We start from the raw sequence: 18,762 nt of genomic DNA on the forward strand, positions 1-18,762 counted from the left end.
TCACTTTCTATCAGTGCGGTGTTGCAGGAGCGGTCGTTGTGTCCGAAGGCGCCGCGGGAGTCGTTGCAGGCTGCGCCGGAGGCAGTAATGCCGGACTTCCACCTAACGCAGGATTGACGGTTGGCGCAACAGGCTGCGTTGTGTCTACCGGTTTGGGCTTTTCCTGCAAACGCTCCTTGGGATCACCCTTCTTGCGCTTCTTCTTCACCTTCTTGACCGTGTCACCGTTCAGCCCAAGCGGCGCCGCCTGATGTTGCTCCGAGGCCGAGGTCTGGACATCCGCCTTAACCGGGCGGGCCGAGGCTTTCTGGTCTGCCTTGACAAGTTTAGTCTTGGCGCGCTGTTCATCCTCTTCCTTCTGGCGGCTGGAGAAGCGCGTCTTGTGCGTCGGCGCTGTCTGAGCAGCCAACGGGTCAGGATTCTCATCGGCACCCGTACCTGTCGAAATCGTCGAGGTTGAATCAGTCGCTGCCATTGCAACGCCAGCCGCCTGGCCCTCCAAAGGAGCACTCTCCGTTGCAGCTGTCTCTAGTGGCGACGTTGGAAGCGAGTTGCGTGGGGCCTGGCCGTAGCGAATCTTTTCGCGACGCACCTTAGGCGGCTTCACAGCCTTCGAAGTGTTCCTTGTACCACCGCTCTTCGCTGCCTGGGCTGCGGCTCTCTCGGCGTTCTTCTGCGTCACCTTTGCCCGAGCAGCAGCCAGTTGTGCCTGTGCTGCGGCAGCCTTCTGCTGCTCTGCCCGCTGGTGCTTGACGGTCTTCTTCTTCGGCGGCGGCGGAGCATAGGCGGTGTAGCCAATGTCGCCGGGTCTGGAACTTGCACGTGCCGAACCGGTGTCGACGAAGCCTGGTCTGACCTCGTAATACGCGTTTTCGCGTGCCTTGGTTAGATAGGCGCGTAGAGCGGGCTGGAGTTCATCGAGATAGATCGCATTCTGCACTTGCGGCTCGATATCGGCCAGCGGAGGAACTCCTGCGGCCTGATGTTTATCCACACGCAGGATCACAAAGCCCTGCCTCGTGCGTATGGGTGCCGTGAAGCCGCCTTCAGGCAACGGGAATGTTGCATTCTCCAGCACGTCAGACCCCAGCGCTCCACGCTTATAGTCGCCGAGATTGCCGCCAGCCTGGGCCGTGGAACCACCGGAAGAACTTTTGGCCAGATCGGCGAAATTGGTTCCGGCCTTCAGCTTAACCTCGAGATCATCAGCCTTGGCCTGCGCCTCAGTCACCTGGGCATCGGTAGCATTATCTGGCGTCGGTACGAGAATCTCGCTGAGGTGAACCTGCTCAGGGATCTCAAAATCTTTGCTGTGCGCGGCGTAATAAGCTTCATCCTGCGCATGCGTCATGTTGATATGGCGGGAAACTTCTTCCTGTACAACCTGTTGCGTAATTGCCTGGTTGCGAATCCCCTGCTTGAAGTCCTCGAACGACACACCTTGCTGCGCGGCGGCCTTTTCCAGGTCCTCGATCGAATCCAGGTGGTTCTTCTTGCGGATGTCATCGAGCTCTCGCATAGTTTCAGCGTCGCCCGTAATGCCCAATTCCTTGCCCTTGGAGAGCAGGAGCTGCTGGTCGATCATGTCGCGCAGGAGATTCTTCCGGCTTTCGTCAAACTCGGATGGCGACATGTTCCGTTGCTGAGCTTCCTGCAGAAGCTGCTGTTCGGAGCGAAGGTACTCGGTACGCGTGATGATCTGGTCATTCACGCGAGCGATTACGTCCTCAATGACCGTGCCATTGACCGTAACCGGCGTAGACACCGGCAGTGGCGGGAGCTGCAACGGGATACCCGTGCCAAATCCACCACTCGGCATTGGGTACTGCTGTTGCGGCTTGGCCTGCGCGTGAAGGGCGGTGGAACCTGCACCGGCAACAGCGGCGAACAGGATGCCGGCAAACTGAGCGCCGGCAACCAGCCGGCTCATGGCGTTCTTGCGTATGTGCTTCTCGATCATCCGTTCCTTTACGGCCCTGCCCATGAGGTCAGCGATTGGTCTGTCCCTTCTGCCCCAAATGCGATCCACCCGCCGTTATCGGCAAGCTTCCAATAGGTTTGGACCGCAGGGCGAGACAGAGGTCATCTGGCACTCTCATTCTAACCGGAGGAACGGCGATTGCGGGGGACCAGTCGAACCACCCGGCTGCAGAACAGGTTGCGGCGTCAAAGCTAACCCCCGGATGCTATACTCCGTCCAACCCTTAAGGGCTGCAACGGCGCGCCTTTTGTACGACTTTCCGCTGCCGGCCCTTCCGTATTGAGGTCTCTTCGGTCCCTATGGTCAATCGCACACGGCGCGCACTTTTTTCGGCAACCATTTTTCTCGCGGCATGTGGCGTCGCGGGCTCGGTCTTCGGCGGGGTCTCCGCCCAGTCGGCGACGGACGAGTCGAACCTGCGCGACTCCATGAAGTCGTTCACAAATGTCTATGCAGTCGTAGAGCAGAACTATGCCGACAAGCTGGACAATGACAAGATCGACAAAGCGATCTACGACGGCGCTATCCCGGGCATGCTGCGCGTGCTCGACCCGCACTCTACCTTCCACGACCCCAAGGACTTCGCCCAGATGCGCGAGGACCAGCACGGCAAATACTACGGCGTGGGAATGCAGATTCAACCCCAGGGCGACAAGATCGTCGTACTGGCCCCGTTTGAAGGAACACCGTCCTATAAGGCTGGTATCCGTCCCGGCGATGTGATCCTCGCCGTTGATGGCAAGACAACCGAGCATATGGATTCGGCAGCCGTCGCCTCCATGTTGAAGGGCCCACGCGGGACACATGTCTCCGTAACGATGGGGCGCGAGGGCTCATCGAAGCCGCTGGTTTTTGACCTGATCCGCGACGAGATTCCACGCTACTCGGTAGACATTGCGTTCCAGATCAAGCCGGGTATCGGCTACATCCACGTCACCAACTTCATGGAGACGACCTCGCACGAGGTACAAGAGGCGCTCGACAAGTTTGGGCCCATCAATGGGCTTCTGATCGACCTCCGTGGCAACCCCGGCGGCCTGCTGAACGAGGCGGTCAACGTCTCCGATAAGTTCCTGCAGAAGGGCGACATCGTCGTCTCACAGCGCGGACGCGCCTTCCCCGACCAGGTCTATCGCGCACCGAAGGGTTCGGATGCGAAGTACCCGATCGTTGTGCTGGTGAATCGGAATACCGCCTCCGCAGCGGAGATCGTCTCCGGCGCACTGCAGGACCATGACCGTGCGCTGATCGTCGGCGAAACAACGTTCGGTAAAGGCCTGGTTCAGACAGTATTTCCGATTGCGGAAAACACTGGGCTCGCACTGACGACGTTCCACTACTACACGCCGTCGGGCCGCCTGATCCAGCGCAACTATGATGGCGTTTCGCTCTACGACTATTACTACGCACGCCAGGGCGCGCTACCAGCAAACAATACCAATGCCGAGGTCAAGCTTACGGACTCCGGTCGCACGGTGTATGGCGGCGGCGGTATCACTCCCGATGAGAAGATTGCGGAGTTGAAGTCGGACCACCTACAGGATGTTCTTCTGCAACACTACGCGTTCTTCAACTTCACGAAGCACTACCTCTCGAACCATACCGTCGCGAAAGACCTGGTCGTCGACGACGCCATGTTGCAGCAGTTCAAAGACTTCCTGACGTCGGCAAAGATCGAGTACACCGATAAGGATATTGCTGACAATCTCGACTGGGTAAAAGCAACCATCAAAGCCGAGTTGTTCACCACACAATTCGGACAGGCCGAAGGGATGCGCGTCCGCGCCGAGTGGGATCCACAGATCAGCAAGGCCCTGACCTTTATGCCAGAGGCGTTGGCACTAGAAAACCACACCCTGCCGGCTCAACAGAAGACTCAAACAGCCAGCAAATAACCTTGCCGTCATCAACAGCAAAAGGCCGCGCTTTCGAGCGCGGCCTTTGAGTTTCTAAGCTTTATCTATGGAGCGGGAGATCGGGATAGAATCGGCGACATTCAGCTTGGGAAGACGGCGATCAATTGAAAAATAAGGACATAGCGCTTCCTGGCATCTCGTTCTGGCGATAGAAATTACGGGAAATTCGCTATCCGACCTCTTCACCGCGCTAATGGAGAACACGCTTAACATCACTTTCGGCGGCAATTCGCCTACCGTCGGACGTATTGGCGCCTTAAAAACGGTCGCCGTGTACCACTCCCCTCTTTGCTCCGTGGTCGAGCAAATTCAGCAGGGGCTTTACTCATAATCCGGCATGGATGGACTCGCCTTGTAGATGAAGCGTTGGCGAGTCAGTTGACTGCCTACCGATGTGGCGGCCTTTCAACGTCATTTCGGTGAATATTGACAGCCAGTGGGCTGCCTGGCGGATTTACAGGCCGTGGCAAAAGCTGCACATCACCGTGGCGGAAACTCCGCAACTGGCGGAGTATCAATTACAGCCTTTGGCGCGAGGTATGTCCACGGGCATCACGATCTGCCCTGCCTCTCGGATTCGCTTGATGAAGCGTTGGGGATTGATCCCCTGAACGCTGGTGCCTTCTTCCAGCGCGCTGTGAGCGGCCAAGGCGGCACTCTCGCTGAGGACCATAAATGGAGGTTCCATACGAATCGAGGCAAAACATACATGGCTGGCCGAAACGCAGAACGTCACCAAAAGATTCTCGCATTCTTCCGCACGTGGGGTAAGAATTTTATAGCTGATCGGATATGACCCGGCTATGCGATTGTAGAATTCGCCTTCAGGCACTATTCGCCCTCCAACAGCCACACGCTGGCACCCGTGAGAATCGAGTGAGTATGTCCCAAGACCGACAGAGTCGGGTAGTCTCTTAGGTGGATTTTCGCAATCGCTTTGCCGCATCACATACGTACCAATCAAGCGCCGCGCCTCACGCACATAAAGTTGCGTAGGCCATCCGTTGGTGTCCTGAAATTCGTCGCGTGGCAAACCCCACAACGCAAGATCGGCACGAATATCCGGAGCAACTCGAGGGTCGTTCTGGAGGAAGTAGTACAGTCCTCGCTGATAGTCCTCATGAGCATGCCAGAGGCTTGCCCGTTCCGGCCAACTAGCCTTTGCGTATCGCTCAGCGCCGCCAGTCACAAAGTCCATAGAAACGGGGGCAGCATTATTGACGTCTGTCTTTCCATTGGGCAGCGCGGAAAATTTGAGCAGCCGCCCCATGCCAGGCATATGCATCTGCTCGGCGCGAAAAGGGTGTCCCGCTGCAGACTGGGCGGCAAGCATTCGCGCCAGAATCTCGTATGTCGCCGGGTTGTAGTTAGCTCCTGGCTGAATTGGGATTGGATTGTCCTTTACCAGACAGAGACGAAAGTTATACGCCTGAATGAATGGCGAACTCGATCCCATTGTCCCAAGCGGCTGGCTGGAAACCAACGGAATGAGTCCGCTGGAAGGCTGCCCGGGTTTTACGTAAGGATCAAGAGCTATGCCGAACTCGGTCTTATCACTAAGAAGAATGCCTGCCTGCTTTTCGCCATACTCGTCTCGGCTCTCGCGGTCGCCGCGATGCGAGATGCCGGTCGCAGCCAACAAGTCGCCTTCATAAGAAGCGTCGATGAACATGGAGGCTGAGATGCTGACATAGGAGCGTTCCATTGGCTCTGGTGCTGGTGCACCCCTCCGATCCACCGGTGCTTTGTCGAGCACCAGTGTCCGTATCCGCCGGCCCTCTTTACGTACAGAAGCCACGCGACTCTCGCGAAAGATCGTTATGTGCTTTGTCTGTTCTCCAAGCATTTGCTCGAGTACAACCTCCGCCACGTGAGGTTCGGCTACCGCACCGTCGTTGCCAAACTTGGCAACATCTACGCCCTTCGCTGCATAATATTCGCGGACACGCCGATAGTACTCACCGGTCAGCCCACCGAAGGCGCGGACGCCACCAATCTTTATGTCCACCCATCCGAGGCCTCCGCTGGTCATACCACCAAGATGACGGGTCGGCTCAACGAGTGCCACCGACCTCCCCAGCCGACCCAACGCAACCGCAGCGATGACGCCGCCCGAAACACCACCGTAGATACAGACATCCACCTGGAGTTTGTGTCCGGGAGCCGCGCCCCATGCGGCCGAGCGCATAAGAATTGGCGCAACCGCAGCCGTGGGAGCGGTCCGAAGAAACCGTCGCCGCGTGACAGAGCTTGACTTCATCTTCCTTATCCCCAGTCCCTCAAATGGTGAGGTACGCAATTGGAATCAGCAACTCCGCTATAGGTCGAGAATTCGGCAGGTCACGAAGCATTCACTTAGTTTTTTCGCATGCTGTTGTAGAGGATGATCGCGGCAGTGCCACGGGTTAGCGGAGCATCACTCGCATCGACGACACCTCGATGCAACAGGGATATATTTTTTGAAGGTCCGGGTCTTTGCTTCTCTTCCAGCTTCGCGACCGCATCCATGAAGATGTTCACGTCGATACCATCATTGGGACAAAACAGTGTCGCGGACCCATTACAAGCCGGCAAAGTCTCCGTACGCCGCCAGGCTTCTACCGATGGGGAAATGGGAGAATAAACGGGAACATCGGAGTAGCTGGATTTGTCGAAAAACGTATGATCGGTCTCATTCTCTGGTACGTCCGAAGATTCGTTGAGATGGAACGCATGCTCCAGTAGGACAGCCACCTGTCCACGGTCGAGGGGTTCTTGTGGTTTGAAGCCCACATCTGTAAGCGGGAACCAGTTGCGAACGTAGGCCATCTGCGCTGCCTGCCACGGCACCGTACCAGCAGCCATATCAGACATGTGCGCGCGTGAAAGCACGACTCCACTCTTGAGAAGCGCAATTTGTACTTCAGCCACGGGGACTTTCCGCGGCGAAACATTGTCGCTGACAGCCATCGCGGCTAAGACTCCCGCAGCCTGTCCGGTCAACATGGTGCTTGGCTGCAGGCGTGTTGCTCCGTTGGCCATTCGCGACTGCGAGATGTTCTTCTCCGCAGCCAGCAGACCATCCACCTTTTCCGGGATGAGCGACCCAAGCGGAATTTCGAATGGTCCTGAGCGGAATCCTGGTGGCCGGTCCGTCACGTGCTCCAGCTCCGACTCAAAGTTTGCCGGCGCATTGCATCCGTGCAGGTCGTCTGCGTAATCGCCCACCGCAATCGAGTCAGGAAAGCCGACCACAGACATGCCGCCCTGCGTTTCGCGCCGCAGTTCCCCACTGGTTAGTGTGTGCTCGCCAACCAGTCGCTGGCTCTCACGCACATACGGCATCACAGGAAAGTTCCGCTCAATCGCCTTGAACTCGGAAGGAATATTCGGGCAGGAGTTCTGCTCGCGATTAAACTTCGAATCGTAACCTTCGTCGTTGGCGATGGACCAGTTGACCTCTCCCAACTCATGCTGCAGGTAGTAAAGGTTCGCCAGCGTCTTCAACTTCGCTCCACATACCGTCTCATTGCGTTTTGCGCGGTCGTAGATGTCTGTCGTAGCGGGATAGTCATTGAACCAATTGACTCCCGTCCGCGTGATCCGGTTGTGCTCTGCGGAGGTGTAGGACTCCGGGTTAGAAGAGTCTGGCAGCCCCCGGTAGGCGTTATGCTCGCCAAAATCTATAGGAAGCGTTCGGTTGACCGAATTGCCATGCGCTTGCCATTGAGAGCGAAGCTTCGGTAGCCACTTTTCATACTCAGGCGGCTGATGCTTCATCTTCAACTCATCCGGAACACCATCTGTATAACGCTTGATGATGATGGGATAGGTGATGTCCTGAATGCAGGACGATTCGCTGCTCGGAGAAACAAAATGTCCTCTGCGGTAGCGCGCGGGCGTTAGTGGCAGCACATCACCATATTCCGTCGCATCGATAAGAATTTTGCTGTGTAGCGTCATACCTTTCGCTGTAACGATGCCCTGAACAACATCTCCTTCACTCAGCACCTTCACAACCCGGTCTTCAAGGATCAGATCGATATGGCCTTTCCCATAGGCACCTGCATTGATCTCATCGATCATGCCCTGCAGGATTTTGCGAATCGCTGAGGGCTCATAGCAGTGGGATTTTTCGCCCCAATAACAGGTCGAAACAGACTTACTCCTCGCCGCGTAATACGCCTCCATCCGCACAAGAAATTCTCTATAGATGCCCGAGGGAGGAATGGGGCTGGAGCCTTCGTCCATGGTGCTGACCGCAGCAGCTGATGCCTGGCCGCCGATCCAATCGGTTTCTTCGAGCAGCGCCACATGCGCTCCCATGCGCGCAGCCGATAGCGCAGCCGCCGTTCCTCCTGTCCCCGCTCCAGCAATAACAACGTCGTAGTTCCGTTTCCCGCCCTGAGCGGTGGAGATCGGTACGATCGAAAACAGCAAGAGGAATATCAAACAATATCGCTGCATCAGAAACTCCTTATAATTTCTTGCGCGGCAGAACTCCGGATCGGTTGATGGAAGGTTCTATTTGAATACCGCCGGCACAAGTTGGCTTACGGGGTGCGCCATCGGATCAGCATTCTCATTTGGCGCGACTGACACTTCGCTCGTCGAGGAGACGAGGTCAAGATTGAATCCGTCCACCTCCAGCAGAGGCGCTTCTCCGACTAAATCCTTCGTTGCGACTTCAATGGAGACTGTTCTCATTTCGCCTGGGACAAGCGACAAATAGTTGTCGGAGTAAAAAACTGGTAGTACACGACTCTTGCTGGTACCGCGGTGCAGCTGAAGATGCGTCATCAGCGCAATCCGGTCACTTTGATTTCTAAGAGTGACGGTAAGTATTGTCGAGTCACCCCGCGTACTGGATGTCGCAGTAACAGTGATTTTTGCCTTGTCGAGCTTCTGCAGCCCCGCAAAATCGTCCTGCGCTACATTCTGCCAGTAGAAATTCGTCGAGAGCAGTTGGCCTGCAGAGTTGAGTAGATCGAGCTTCACGAAGTACAGGGGACTTATACGAGAGTTCACTTCAAGCTGCGCGGCCTTCAGCGTCGTACTCGCCGGCACTTCAGACACCGCATATTCGTAAGCGTGATCGACTTTGCTGTCAGAGGTGTAGTTGGTGACTTTGACCTTCAGATCGCGTAGAGCCTCGCCGGTATTGTTGACGACTTCAATCCCGCGTCGCGCCTCGTTCAGTTGCACGTGTATAGCCTCTGCCGCCTTCTTCGTCGCAAAGAGAGCCGCATTCGGTTCAAGATCGTAGTGATAGAGTTGCCATACGAAACTCGGCTGCGCGGGATGGCTCATCCAGGTAATCACGCCTGTCGTCTCACGAAACATCTCTGCATTCCGACTCTCGTACATGGCGCGGAATGCCTCGTAATTCGCCAGCTGCGCTTTCCTAACGAAGTCTGCGAGGTTGCGGATGTTCCCATACCGCTTGGCGAGCGTGATTGGATATTCGTCACCGCGCTGAGCGCCGCGAGCCATATCATGCTGGGCCCAATCGTCATTGATCGTCTCCCAGTCTTTCTCGGGCATCATGCCCTGGATCGACTCGATCGTCGGAACCGACATGGATCCAGTTTCCGTTTTGAAGGCCTCGTTGAACGCGTAGAAATATCGTGGAGAGCGCCAGTAATACGGCCCGTGGGAGGAGACTCCACGGCCCTCGGCTGAATTGGATTGATATGTGCGGGTTGGATCGAGTTCCACCATCATGCTCTTGAGCTGATCGTCCAGTTTCTTCGGTGGATAGCCTTCGTTGCGGGCGCACCAGACCGCTATCGATGGGTGATTGCGATAGCGCAGAACTTTATCCTTCACATTCGCGAGATAAGGCGGAATGTTCTCAACATTGGGACCGTCGCCAGGGTTCGGCTGAAAGAATTCGTCCCACAGCAAGAGCCCGTATTTGTCAGCAAGATCATAGAAGTCTGGGCTTGTACTCTGCCCGACCCAGTTGCGGATCATATTCAGGTTCGCAAGCGCATGCATGTGGAATTGCGCATCAAGACGCTCATACGAAACCCGCTTCATGGCTTCGTCCAGGCCCCAGTCACCGCCGCGCACCATCACCTTGACGCCGTTTACAGAAATCGTGAGGTACTCAGAATCAGGAACGGAATACTCGATCTTGCGAATTCCGAAGTTGGTGACATACGTGTCAGATGTTTCACTTCCCTGCTTCCAGCTTAGAGAAAGTTTGTAGAGGTTCTGCTTGCCGTACCCATTCGGCCACCAGAGGCTCGGGGACGCGATATGCAGTTGCGGTAATGAAGATGCGTCCATCTTGACGGTGGTCGATACGGACGGCGGTAAAGTCATCTTCTTCTCGAAGGTAATGTCAGCTCCGTGGCCGCTGATCACGCCAACGAGTGTACCGACACTTTCTTTGCTTGAGAGGTTTTTCAGTCGCGTTTCAATCGTCAGGTCTGCGCTCTCATGCGATGGGGCGAGGACACTGGTAACAAACGGATTTTCCAGTGTGACAGGTCCGGTGGAGTCAAGAGTTACGGGAAGCCAGATTCCCGTGTCGCGATCACGTACGGCGGCCAACCAATCCCAGCCAACAGTCGACAAGAATGTTGCCCCATCCAGTGCGCTCTCTCCGCCGTTCTTCCCGATGCCAAGTGCAACGGTATGTTCATGCGGTGTGCCCGGATGTGGCTGAGGATGCACGAGCACGGCTAGTCCTGCGGTCTTGCCGGGTCTTGCCCATTGGCTGATATCGAAGTCCCCACGGATGAATGCGCCGAGCATCGTTCCCACCTGATGACCATTCACCCAGACTTCAGCCGAATAATTTATGCCGCCAAAGTGAAGCCAGGTGTGCCGGCCTTTGTCTGCTGTTGGCACTGCGAAGTTGGCGCGATACCAGTACGAGGCTTTGTTTAAGCTCTCAGGAATCGCACGCATATTCTCGCCGTAGAGCGGTTCGGGATAGACCTTATTGTCGACGAGCGTGGTGAGAACCGTGCCGGGCACCGTGGCTCGATACCAACCTACAGGCTTGAATCCTGTCTGAGAGATAGCAGCACCTTCGGCCGCGACCTTGGAGGAGTCCCGCATGGACCATCCTGAGATTGTGGAAGGCACGGTTTGGCAAGGAATTGCTGTTGTCAACAAGAAAGCTATACAACAGAGGACAGCTTTAGACATCGATTGACTCCGCACGCGTTGTAACGTGAATCAGGGAAGAGTTTGGATAGGCATATTCGTAAACAAATATGCCCGCTACTTAGGTGGCGCAGGACCTTCCTGCGACCGTTCCGAGAGATGAAGGATCGCTCCTTGCGCATGCAGAAGCTGCTGCAGTTGCGCGATATCAATGTCGGCAACGGGCTTACCGGAACGAAGCGCGAGCGCCGCAGTGTCGCCGGCGGCCTGGCCAATCATCATGTATTGCGGTTCCATCCGCAACGAAGAATAGGCCACATGCGATGCTGAGAAGCAGACCGGGACGAGTAGATTGTCCGTCTGCTGCCGCCGTGGAATGATTGTCCCGAAAGCGATCTCATACGACCGAACGGCAACCTGGACGTCGCCTTCGTTTCGCGCGCTTCCATCCGGAAGCACCACGCGTTGCACGTTGTGCGAATCACTGTTGTAGGAGCCCATCGCGATGGAGTCGGGCTTCGTGCGGTTCACTTGCAAGTCGCTTTCGCGCATTACATAAAGTCCGATCATGCGGCGGCCCTCGCGAATGTAGAGCTGCGGCGGCCAGTTGTCGTTGTCGACAAATTCATCTTTCGCCCGGCCCCAGCTATTGACTTCATTGCGTAGCGACTTCGGCACACGCGGGTCTGAAGCAAGAAACCAGAAAAACGACTGCGTGTAGAGCATGTGGTCATCCCAGATGCGCTTGCGCTCCGAGTAACTCGCATCCGGATACGTCCAGCTTTTGCCGAGATAGTCCGTGGAGAAAGCGCCCTGATTGTTAAAGTCACCCTTGCGGTGCGAAATCATCACGGGATTCGTGACGTCATGGAAGGTAGGCTCTCGCCCTTCATGCGCTTTCCACAGCTGCAGATAGCGCGCCAGCAGTTCAAACCTCGCGCCGTCGTAGCCCTTCGGCTCGGTCCACGCGCGGCGGTTCGCCGGATCGTCGGTGAGGATGAGACGGAAGTTATACGACTGAACTTTGCGATCCCCAGATCCTTGCACGCCCATCGGTTGCGAGCCGACCTCAGGGAGGAGCTTGCCGTGCTCGTCGTAGCCGGAGATCTTCCACTGGAACTGATGCAGCGGCGTTTCGGTGCGAACGCCTGCCAGGTCTTCCCCGTACACGTCGATTCCTTCACGTCCGACCGTGTACTGCACATGGGCCTGCGCCATAAGGTCGCCCTCGTAAGTGCAGTCCGCGAAGATTTTGGCGGGCCAGCGTTTTCCGTCTTCCGTGGTTACGGTAAGAATGCGGGTGCCCTTGAGGCTTGCACCATCCGTTTCCATGAGGCGTTCGTGCAGGTGCACCTCGACACCGGCATCTTTCAACCAACGCTGGAAGATGGCTTCGCCAACATGCGGCTCGCTGAGCCAGTTCTCGTGCCTGGCAAGGGTATGCACGTTGTACTGCGCGGCGGCCTCGCGATAGAACTCCCGAGCGTACCCGCCGATGATCGGAAAGTAAGCAACATCAGTCGCCGAGAGACCACCGGTCACCATTCCGCCGAGGTGCGAACCCGGCTCAAGCAGAACGACTTTGAACCCCTGCTTGGCCGCCGTATACGCAGTGACGACGCCTGAGGCGGTCCCGCCATAGACGAGCAGATCCACCGACGGCTTATGAGATTCTGCCCAAACGGACGACGCGAAAAGCGAAAGCAAAAGAGCGGTACACAAGCGGGGGGCCAGAACTCTGTGCGTCATAAGAACGTATGCTCCCACGCAAAGGGGTTGCAGCACACGTTTCCGACAGTATGTTACGGTTACATCGCACTGGATGGTGCGTGCGCAGCGAATGGGTGCACAGTGACAGGCCAGGTCCGCAGCGGATGATCGACGTTCAGTTCTGTCTTGACGACCATCTCCCAGTATTCCGGATTGCCATGGCTGCGCAACATGGTCTCGATGGAATTGACGCCGGCATTTGAGGAAAGCATGGAGATCACGGCCGCCGTATCCCGGGATTCGATCAGAAGAACCCGCAGGCCCGGGCTTCTTCCCGGAAGCATGGCGATAATGGCGGGCCGAATGATCCGCTCCGGCGACTCATGAATCACCGGGTAACTTGCCGGTTCTCCCGCCTGAGGCTTCGCGTTCACCGCGGCCTCTTCGTCATGAGGCAGCGAAAAGTTCATCGCTTCCAGATACTCATGCAGCGGTTGCAGAGTCTGATAGGTGCCGAGTGCGATCACGTTCGACTGCTCGAGCACAAGCATGTCGGAATCGCGCATAACGTCGAAAGAAACCCGCTCGCGTCCGCCGACGGAGTCAAGGTAGCGCGCCAGACTGACGGCTGCCAGTGTGTCCGACGTCACCGTGTAGCTCTGCTGGAGCACCGGAACCCCCAGTTGTTTGGTGAAAGCCACGAAAGCCGGATCGACAGAAGCATCATGAAAATCGTTCACTCTTGTCGACCGGATACGGATGTCCTTATTGTTGGCAAACGCGAAAAAGACCGGCGTCGGCAGAATGATCTTGATCGGCGCCTTGTTGCTGCTCAGGAAGGTGCTCCAGAAAGTCGTTGCCTTCGGAGCGGAGAGCGCTGAGGCGCGTTGGCCGGCATACCATCCGAGAAATCCGGTCACCACCAGGCAGACCGCCGCCGCGATGACGAGCAACGGCAAGGAACGGGGTGATGGAACACCAGCGAAAGTCGCAATGTCGGACTGTTTGGCGGGGGTTTCTGATTCAGCTGCGGGGCTGACAGGAACCTCCATGACCAAGAGTTGGTGGGTCCCGGTGGGGATCATTAGAATTTCAGGCTGGCCCGCATCCCGGTAATAGTCCCTAAGCTTGCGCCGCAAGCGCGAGATGTGAACGCGCACTGAGGCGTCCGCCGTTGAGTCGAAATCCGCTTTACGGCCAAGCGCATCGGTGGCGAGCGCGTACTCGTTGAGACTCTCCGAACGGTGAGTCCACAGATATTCGAGGAGTCGACGTTGCGTCTCAGCGCGGAGGAAGTGTGGACTGTTCAGGACCTGCTGAACATGCTCCTCCAACGGCTCTCGGGTGGACGATTCTTCTTCGTTCGCAATCTCAAGAGCTACCAACATTCCGCGGATTATATTCTAACGCTGCCACGATCGTCATCGTGAAGAAGCGCGTGGCGATGCGCGGTATACGTATCACTGTTTCCCCGTGCATCGCCTGGTGCGCCTAACCCTATGCCATAGATGAGACGGTCGCCGAAGCAGACAGTCGTATCGGAGTTCCGGATACGCTGCGGCAGGTGCGCGCGCACGGTCCGACGCCAGCAGAACATGGAAGTCAACGAGAGGATTCGCATTTCGCTGGGCAATTTGCTCAGCGAAATATTAATGCCAGAGACCGCCGCCCAGAGACGGCTCGGTATGCTCCGCCGGCCCATACCGCGCGAGAATGCGGACGTAGTACGGATCGTGAACGTTGCTAACACGACCTGCACTCCGCAACATACGCTCGTGCCACCATCTCCTGCAAAATGTTCGCCGAGATTACCAGGATCGCAACAGTAAGTGGATAGCCAGGTCACTACGCGCGCGCGTAGTGAGGCGACGGAAATCAACAGACAATGCTCGGACTGCGCACTACGAAGTCCGAGCAGGAAATCCATTTCAAACCCGAATCATCTCTGTAAGTCAATGATTCCAAGGAGGTGTAACTAGTAACAAACAGTCGGATACTGTCCCATCGACGATGCTGGGCGCATAAAAGAGCGACGAACAAACAAGACGTTGCTCTGCGTCCCCCACCGATCGCGCTAGTCGAGCAAATGCATCCGGGATGCGATCGGGACGGAGCACCTTGCTCGCAGGTATCAAGACTTTTGGAGGCTTCATGGCATCATCCAGACACAACCATCACCGCGCACAGCAGCACACTTCGACCCAACCGAAGTTCAGGCTCGGCAAAACGCTCGTCGTACTCTTCTCACTCGTTTGCCTGTTGACTTTCGGAGTACCCGCTCTGCGCGCCCAGGTTCAGAACGGCACCATCACAGGCACAGTCATTGACCCCGCCGGCGCCGTCATTCCAGACGCGAACATCACTCTGGCTGGTAAGGCCACCGGCCTGGTCCTCCACGCGCAGAGTAGCAAGGAAGGCATCTACACCTTCCCGCAGCTCATCCCCGGCGACTACACCGTCACGGTGGAGCGGAAGGGCTTCCAGAAAGCCACCACCACAATCACTCTTACCGTTGGGCAGACCGCCGACCTCAATATTCCGCTTTCGCTCGGCAGCGAGACCCAAACCATCACTGTGAACGCCGAAGCTGCCGCCAATCTCGACAGCGAGACATCCAATCTCGACTATACGGTGCAATCCAAGCAGGTGGATGATCTTCCGCTCAACGGCCGTAATCCCTACGGCCTGGCCACGCTTGCTCCGGGCATCATGCCAGGCACCAGTTTCGGCGTCGGCGTTGCGGTTGCTCGCGGTGCGGTCGTCGCCGCTGCCACCAACAACTTCGAATCTAACGGCGGTATCGGCGGAAGCAATGAAATCCTCCTCGATGGCGTCTCCATCGTCGTTTGCTGCCAGGGTCAACCGGCTGTCACTCCCTCCGTCGAATTCGTCAACCAGTTCAAGGTGGTCACCAACAACCCACCGGCACAATACGGTCGCACCAGCGGGGCCGTGCTCAACATTGCCTCTAAGACCGGAACCAATGCTCTCCACGGCGATGTCTATGATTTTCTGCGTAACGACAAACTGGACGCAGCGCCGTATTTCACCAAACGCAGCGGTGTTTATCCCTATCCCGGCCACAACGACTTCCGGACTCCGCATCGCGAAAACCAGTTCGGCGTCCTCGTTACCGGCCCGGTCTTCATTCCAAAGCTCTACAACGGCAAAGACCGCACCTTCTTTACCTTCAACTATGAAGGCATTCGCAACTTCGCACCCACAGCCGGTCTCACCACCGTCCCGACCGCCTTGATGCGGCAGGGCATCTTCACGGAAGGGACGAGCATCTACGACCCGAACTCTTCCAACTCGACGACCCAAGCTCGCACGCCGATCCCGGCTGCCACTTGCAACGGCGCTGCGTACTCTGCAGGTAAGTGCATCCCCACCAGCACCTGGGATCCAGTGGCAACCGCATATTTGCAGTTCGTACCAAACCCCAATCTTCCCGGTCTCACAAATAACCTCAGTTATGTCTCTGGTTCAAGCGATACCGCCAACCAGTACAACTTCCGCGTCGACCAGACGATCGGCGCCCGCCATCGTCTCTTTATTCGCGGCACAAAGGACAACGACACGCACACGGCTGCCGATCTGTTCAACAACTACGCCGGTCCCAACGGATGGAAACAACCTCTCGGCGCTTACCTGTTTGCGATTGGCGATGTCTTCACTGTCAACCCAAACACCGTGCTGCAGGTCACCTATGGTTTCGCAAGCCAGACCAATTTGCAAATCGGCAATAACTTCCTGAACTTCGACTCCGCCAACTACGGGTTCTCCTCCAACTTCGCCAGCGAGCAGCAGATCGTCGGTATCCCTCTGGCAAGCTTCACATCTCTCGGCGGGGCGCAGGTTGGCTATCAATCCAGCTTCAACCACTGGTCCCATTACGTGCATTCGCTCAATGGCACCTTGCTCCTGCAGAAGGGCAAGCATGCGCTCACCATTGGCTACAACGGCAAGTTCATCTTGGAAAACCAGCTGGGTGAAGGTGATGGGGTGGGCAACCCGACGTTCGGTACAAACTTCACCGGCCCTGTCAGTCCGAACGGAGCCGTCACAGGCGCACAACAACCCTTCGCATCATGGGCTACGTTCCTGCTCGGCTATCCTACCAGCGGCAGCATCGCGCGTCAGACCCTCCCCGCATTCAACCAGTGGTGGAACGGCCTGTACTTCCAAGACGACTGGAAGTTCCTGCCAAACCTCACCCTAAACCTCGGCGTACGCTACGATCTCGAAACCGGTTTTCAGGAGCGGCATAACAACTGGGCCGACTTCAGTCCGACCATTGCGAATCCTCTCGGCGTAAGCGGAGGCGCCTTGTTTCTCGGCGCCAACGGCAATCCCAACCGCACGTGGGCGATGTCCACCAATGAGTGGAGCCCACGCCTCGGCTTCTCCTATGCCGCAACTCCCAAAACAGTTGTGCGGGGAGGCTTCGGCATCTTGTTCTTGCCGACCTCGGAACGTGGCTACAGCGATCCCAACATAGGGTACAGCCAGACCACGAATCTACCCACCACGGCTACGGGTTACGAGCCGGCTGCGATGACGGAAAACTTCCTGCCCAATGGTGTTCTTCTGCCCGCCGGTCCCGTAGCCGGTACTGGGGTCAGCAATGGCACCTCGATCTCGGGCCTTGAGTATCGCAATCCACCCTCGTACCAGGAGCAGTGGAACCTTGGGGTGGAAGAGGCCCTCGGCAACACCTTCACCCTCGAGATCAACTACGCTGGCGGACATGGTGTCCACTTGCCATTGAACGAACGTCCGAACGATCTGCAACCGCAGTACTTCGGACCTGTCGGAAGTCCCACGACAACATCTCCATACTACAATCCGGCTACCGCAGCGGCAATCACTGCTCTTCAGGCCCAAGTGGCCAACCCGTACTACGGAAAAGTCGGTGTCGCAACCGGCGTTCTCACCAATGCAACCGTGCAGCAGGTGCAACTGGATGCGAAATTCCCGCAATATACCTCAGGAGCTATATCGGGTATTCAGAACGGCTCGGTAGGCATCTCTTACCAGGATATTGGTTCCTCCAACTACAACGCGCTGCAAGCCACAGTTCTCATCCATCGCCCCGGCGGTGTCTCCGGCTCGGTCTCCTATGTCTGGTCGAAGCTGCTCGGTACCGTCAGCGATCTCACCAACGGCTTTCTCAACTCAAGCGGAAACCCGAGTGTCCAAGACTTTTACTTCCTGAACAACGAGTACAGCGTGCTGGCGACGGATGTCCGTCATCGTATCGTAGGTACCGCAACCTGGGACCTCCCGGTTGGCCATAGCAAGCGCTTCGGCGGCAACATGCCAGGATGGGCCAATGAGATTGTCGGCGGATGGGAACTGACGACTCTCGTCGATGTCTACTCTGGACTGCCACTGAGCCCGACAGTCACTGGAACAACGGCCTTCGCAGGCACACGGCCAATGATTGTTCCCGGTGTCAATCCGCAGACCAAAGGCGGCTACAACCATCGCCTGGGTGGGACAGTATATGGACAAACTCAGGGTTACCTGAACCCTGCAGCGTTCGCCGTCCCACTCAGCTTCCAACTTGGCAACATGCCGCGCTCATGGGACAAGATCCGCGGGCCGATCAACTTCGATGACAACGCATCACTCATCAAGCAGTTTCCCATCCATGGCCAGTTCGGCATGGAATTCCGAGTCGAGGCGTTCAACGTCTTCAACATGGTTGAATTCGGTTTACCTAATGCTCAATTCAATAGCAGCACTTTCGGGCAAATCACTACACAAGCCAACCTTCCGCGCAACGTCCAACTCGCTCTAAAGGTTCATTTCTAGAACTTACTGGGTCCCGGGAATGGCAGATCTCAAGATCCGTCTTCCCTCTATTTTCGCTGTTCAAAGAGAAGCCAAAAACCTAAAGACCGGTATCGAGAATTGGTTCAAGCCTCAGATCCTAAAGAGTAAACAATGTTTATAGCATGTAATCTTCTGTATTTCCCTTGTCAGAAATCGCGTCGACAACGAATCTTGTGCAGCCGTTCGAAAGCACCCATCGAATATCCCCAACAG

General features: G+C 56.6%; 8 protein-coding genes. 2 read left to right on the plus strand and 6 right to left on the minus strand.

Translation table 11 applies throughout. The features are described from left to right. Positions 1–10 precede the first annotated feature (10 nt). Positions 11–1,960, minus strand: coding sequence for a peptidylprolyl isomerase (locus tag GSQ91_RS07350; protein ID WP_158820654.1), 1,950 nt, complete (start codon positions 1,958–1,960; stop codon positions 11–13). Between the two features lie 320 nt (positions 1,961–2,280). Between GSQ91_RS07350 and GSQ91_RS07355 the strand changes: the two genes are divergently transcribed. After that, positions 2,281–3,876: a S41 family peptidase gene (locus GSQ91_RS07355; RefSeq protein ID WP_158820657.1), complete on the plus strand. Its 1,596-nt coding sequence runs from the start codon at positions 2,281–2,283 to the stop codon at positions 3,874–3,876. A 535-nt stretch (positions 3,877–4,411) separates the two neighbouring features. On the opposite strand, the gene GSQ91_RS07360 is transcribed toward GSQ91_RS07355, so the two are convergent. The 5 genes from GSQ91_RS07360 to GSQ91_RS07380 all read right to left on the minus strand — a co-directional run bounded on the left by GSQ91_RS07360 (position 4,412) and on the right by GSQ91_RS07380 (position 14,096). Continuing rightward, a complete protein-coding gene (locus GSQ91_RS07360; RefSeq protein WP_158820659.1) occupies positions 4,412–6,157 on the minus strand; it encodes an FAD-dependent oxidoreductase in 1,746 nt (581 codons plus the stop codon). A gap of 95 nt (positions 6,158–6,252) precedes the next feature. Then, positions 6,253–8,343: an FAD-dependent oxidoreductase gene (locus tag GSQ91_RS07365; RefSeq protein ID WP_158820661.1), complete on the minus strand. Its 2,091-nt coding sequence runs from the start codon at positions 8,341–8,343 to the stop codon at positions 6,253–6,255. 57 nt (positions 8,344–8,400) lie between these two features. Continuing rightward, the gene (locus tag GSQ91_RS07370) at positions 8,401–10,950 is read right to left on the minus strand and encodes a sugar-binding domain-containing protein (RefSeq protein WP_254064404.1); all 2,550 of its coding nucleotides are present in this window, start codon (positions 10,948–10,950) and stop codon (positions 8,401–8,403) included. Between the two features lie 165 nt (positions 10,951–11,115). After that, entirely contained in the window at positions 11,116–12,654 is a 1,539-nt protein-coding gene (locus GSQ91_RS07375) for an FAD-dependent oxidoreductase (protein ID WP_254064405.1), read from the minus strand. 152 nt (positions 12,655–12,806) lie between these two features. Further along, a complete protein-coding gene (locus GSQ91_RS07380; protein ID WP_158820667.1) occupies positions 12,807–14,096 on the minus strand; it encodes a helix-turn-helix domain-containing protein in 1,290 nt (429 codons plus the stop codon). A gap of 763 nt (positions 14,097–14,859) precedes the next feature. Between GSQ91_RS07380 and GSQ91_RS07385 the strand changes: the two genes are divergently transcribed. Next, a complete protein-coding gene (locus GSQ91_RS07385) occupies positions 14,860–18,528 on the plus strand; it encodes a TonB-dependent receptor (RefSeq protein WP_158820669.1) in 3,669 nt (1,222 codons plus the stop codon). Positions 18,529–18,762: the final 234 nt, after the last annotated feature.

The organism is Granulicella sp. S156 (assembly GCF_009766105.1).
Taxonomy (GTDB): Bacteria; Acidobacteriota; Terriglobia; order Terriglobales; family Acidobacteriaceae; genus Granulicella.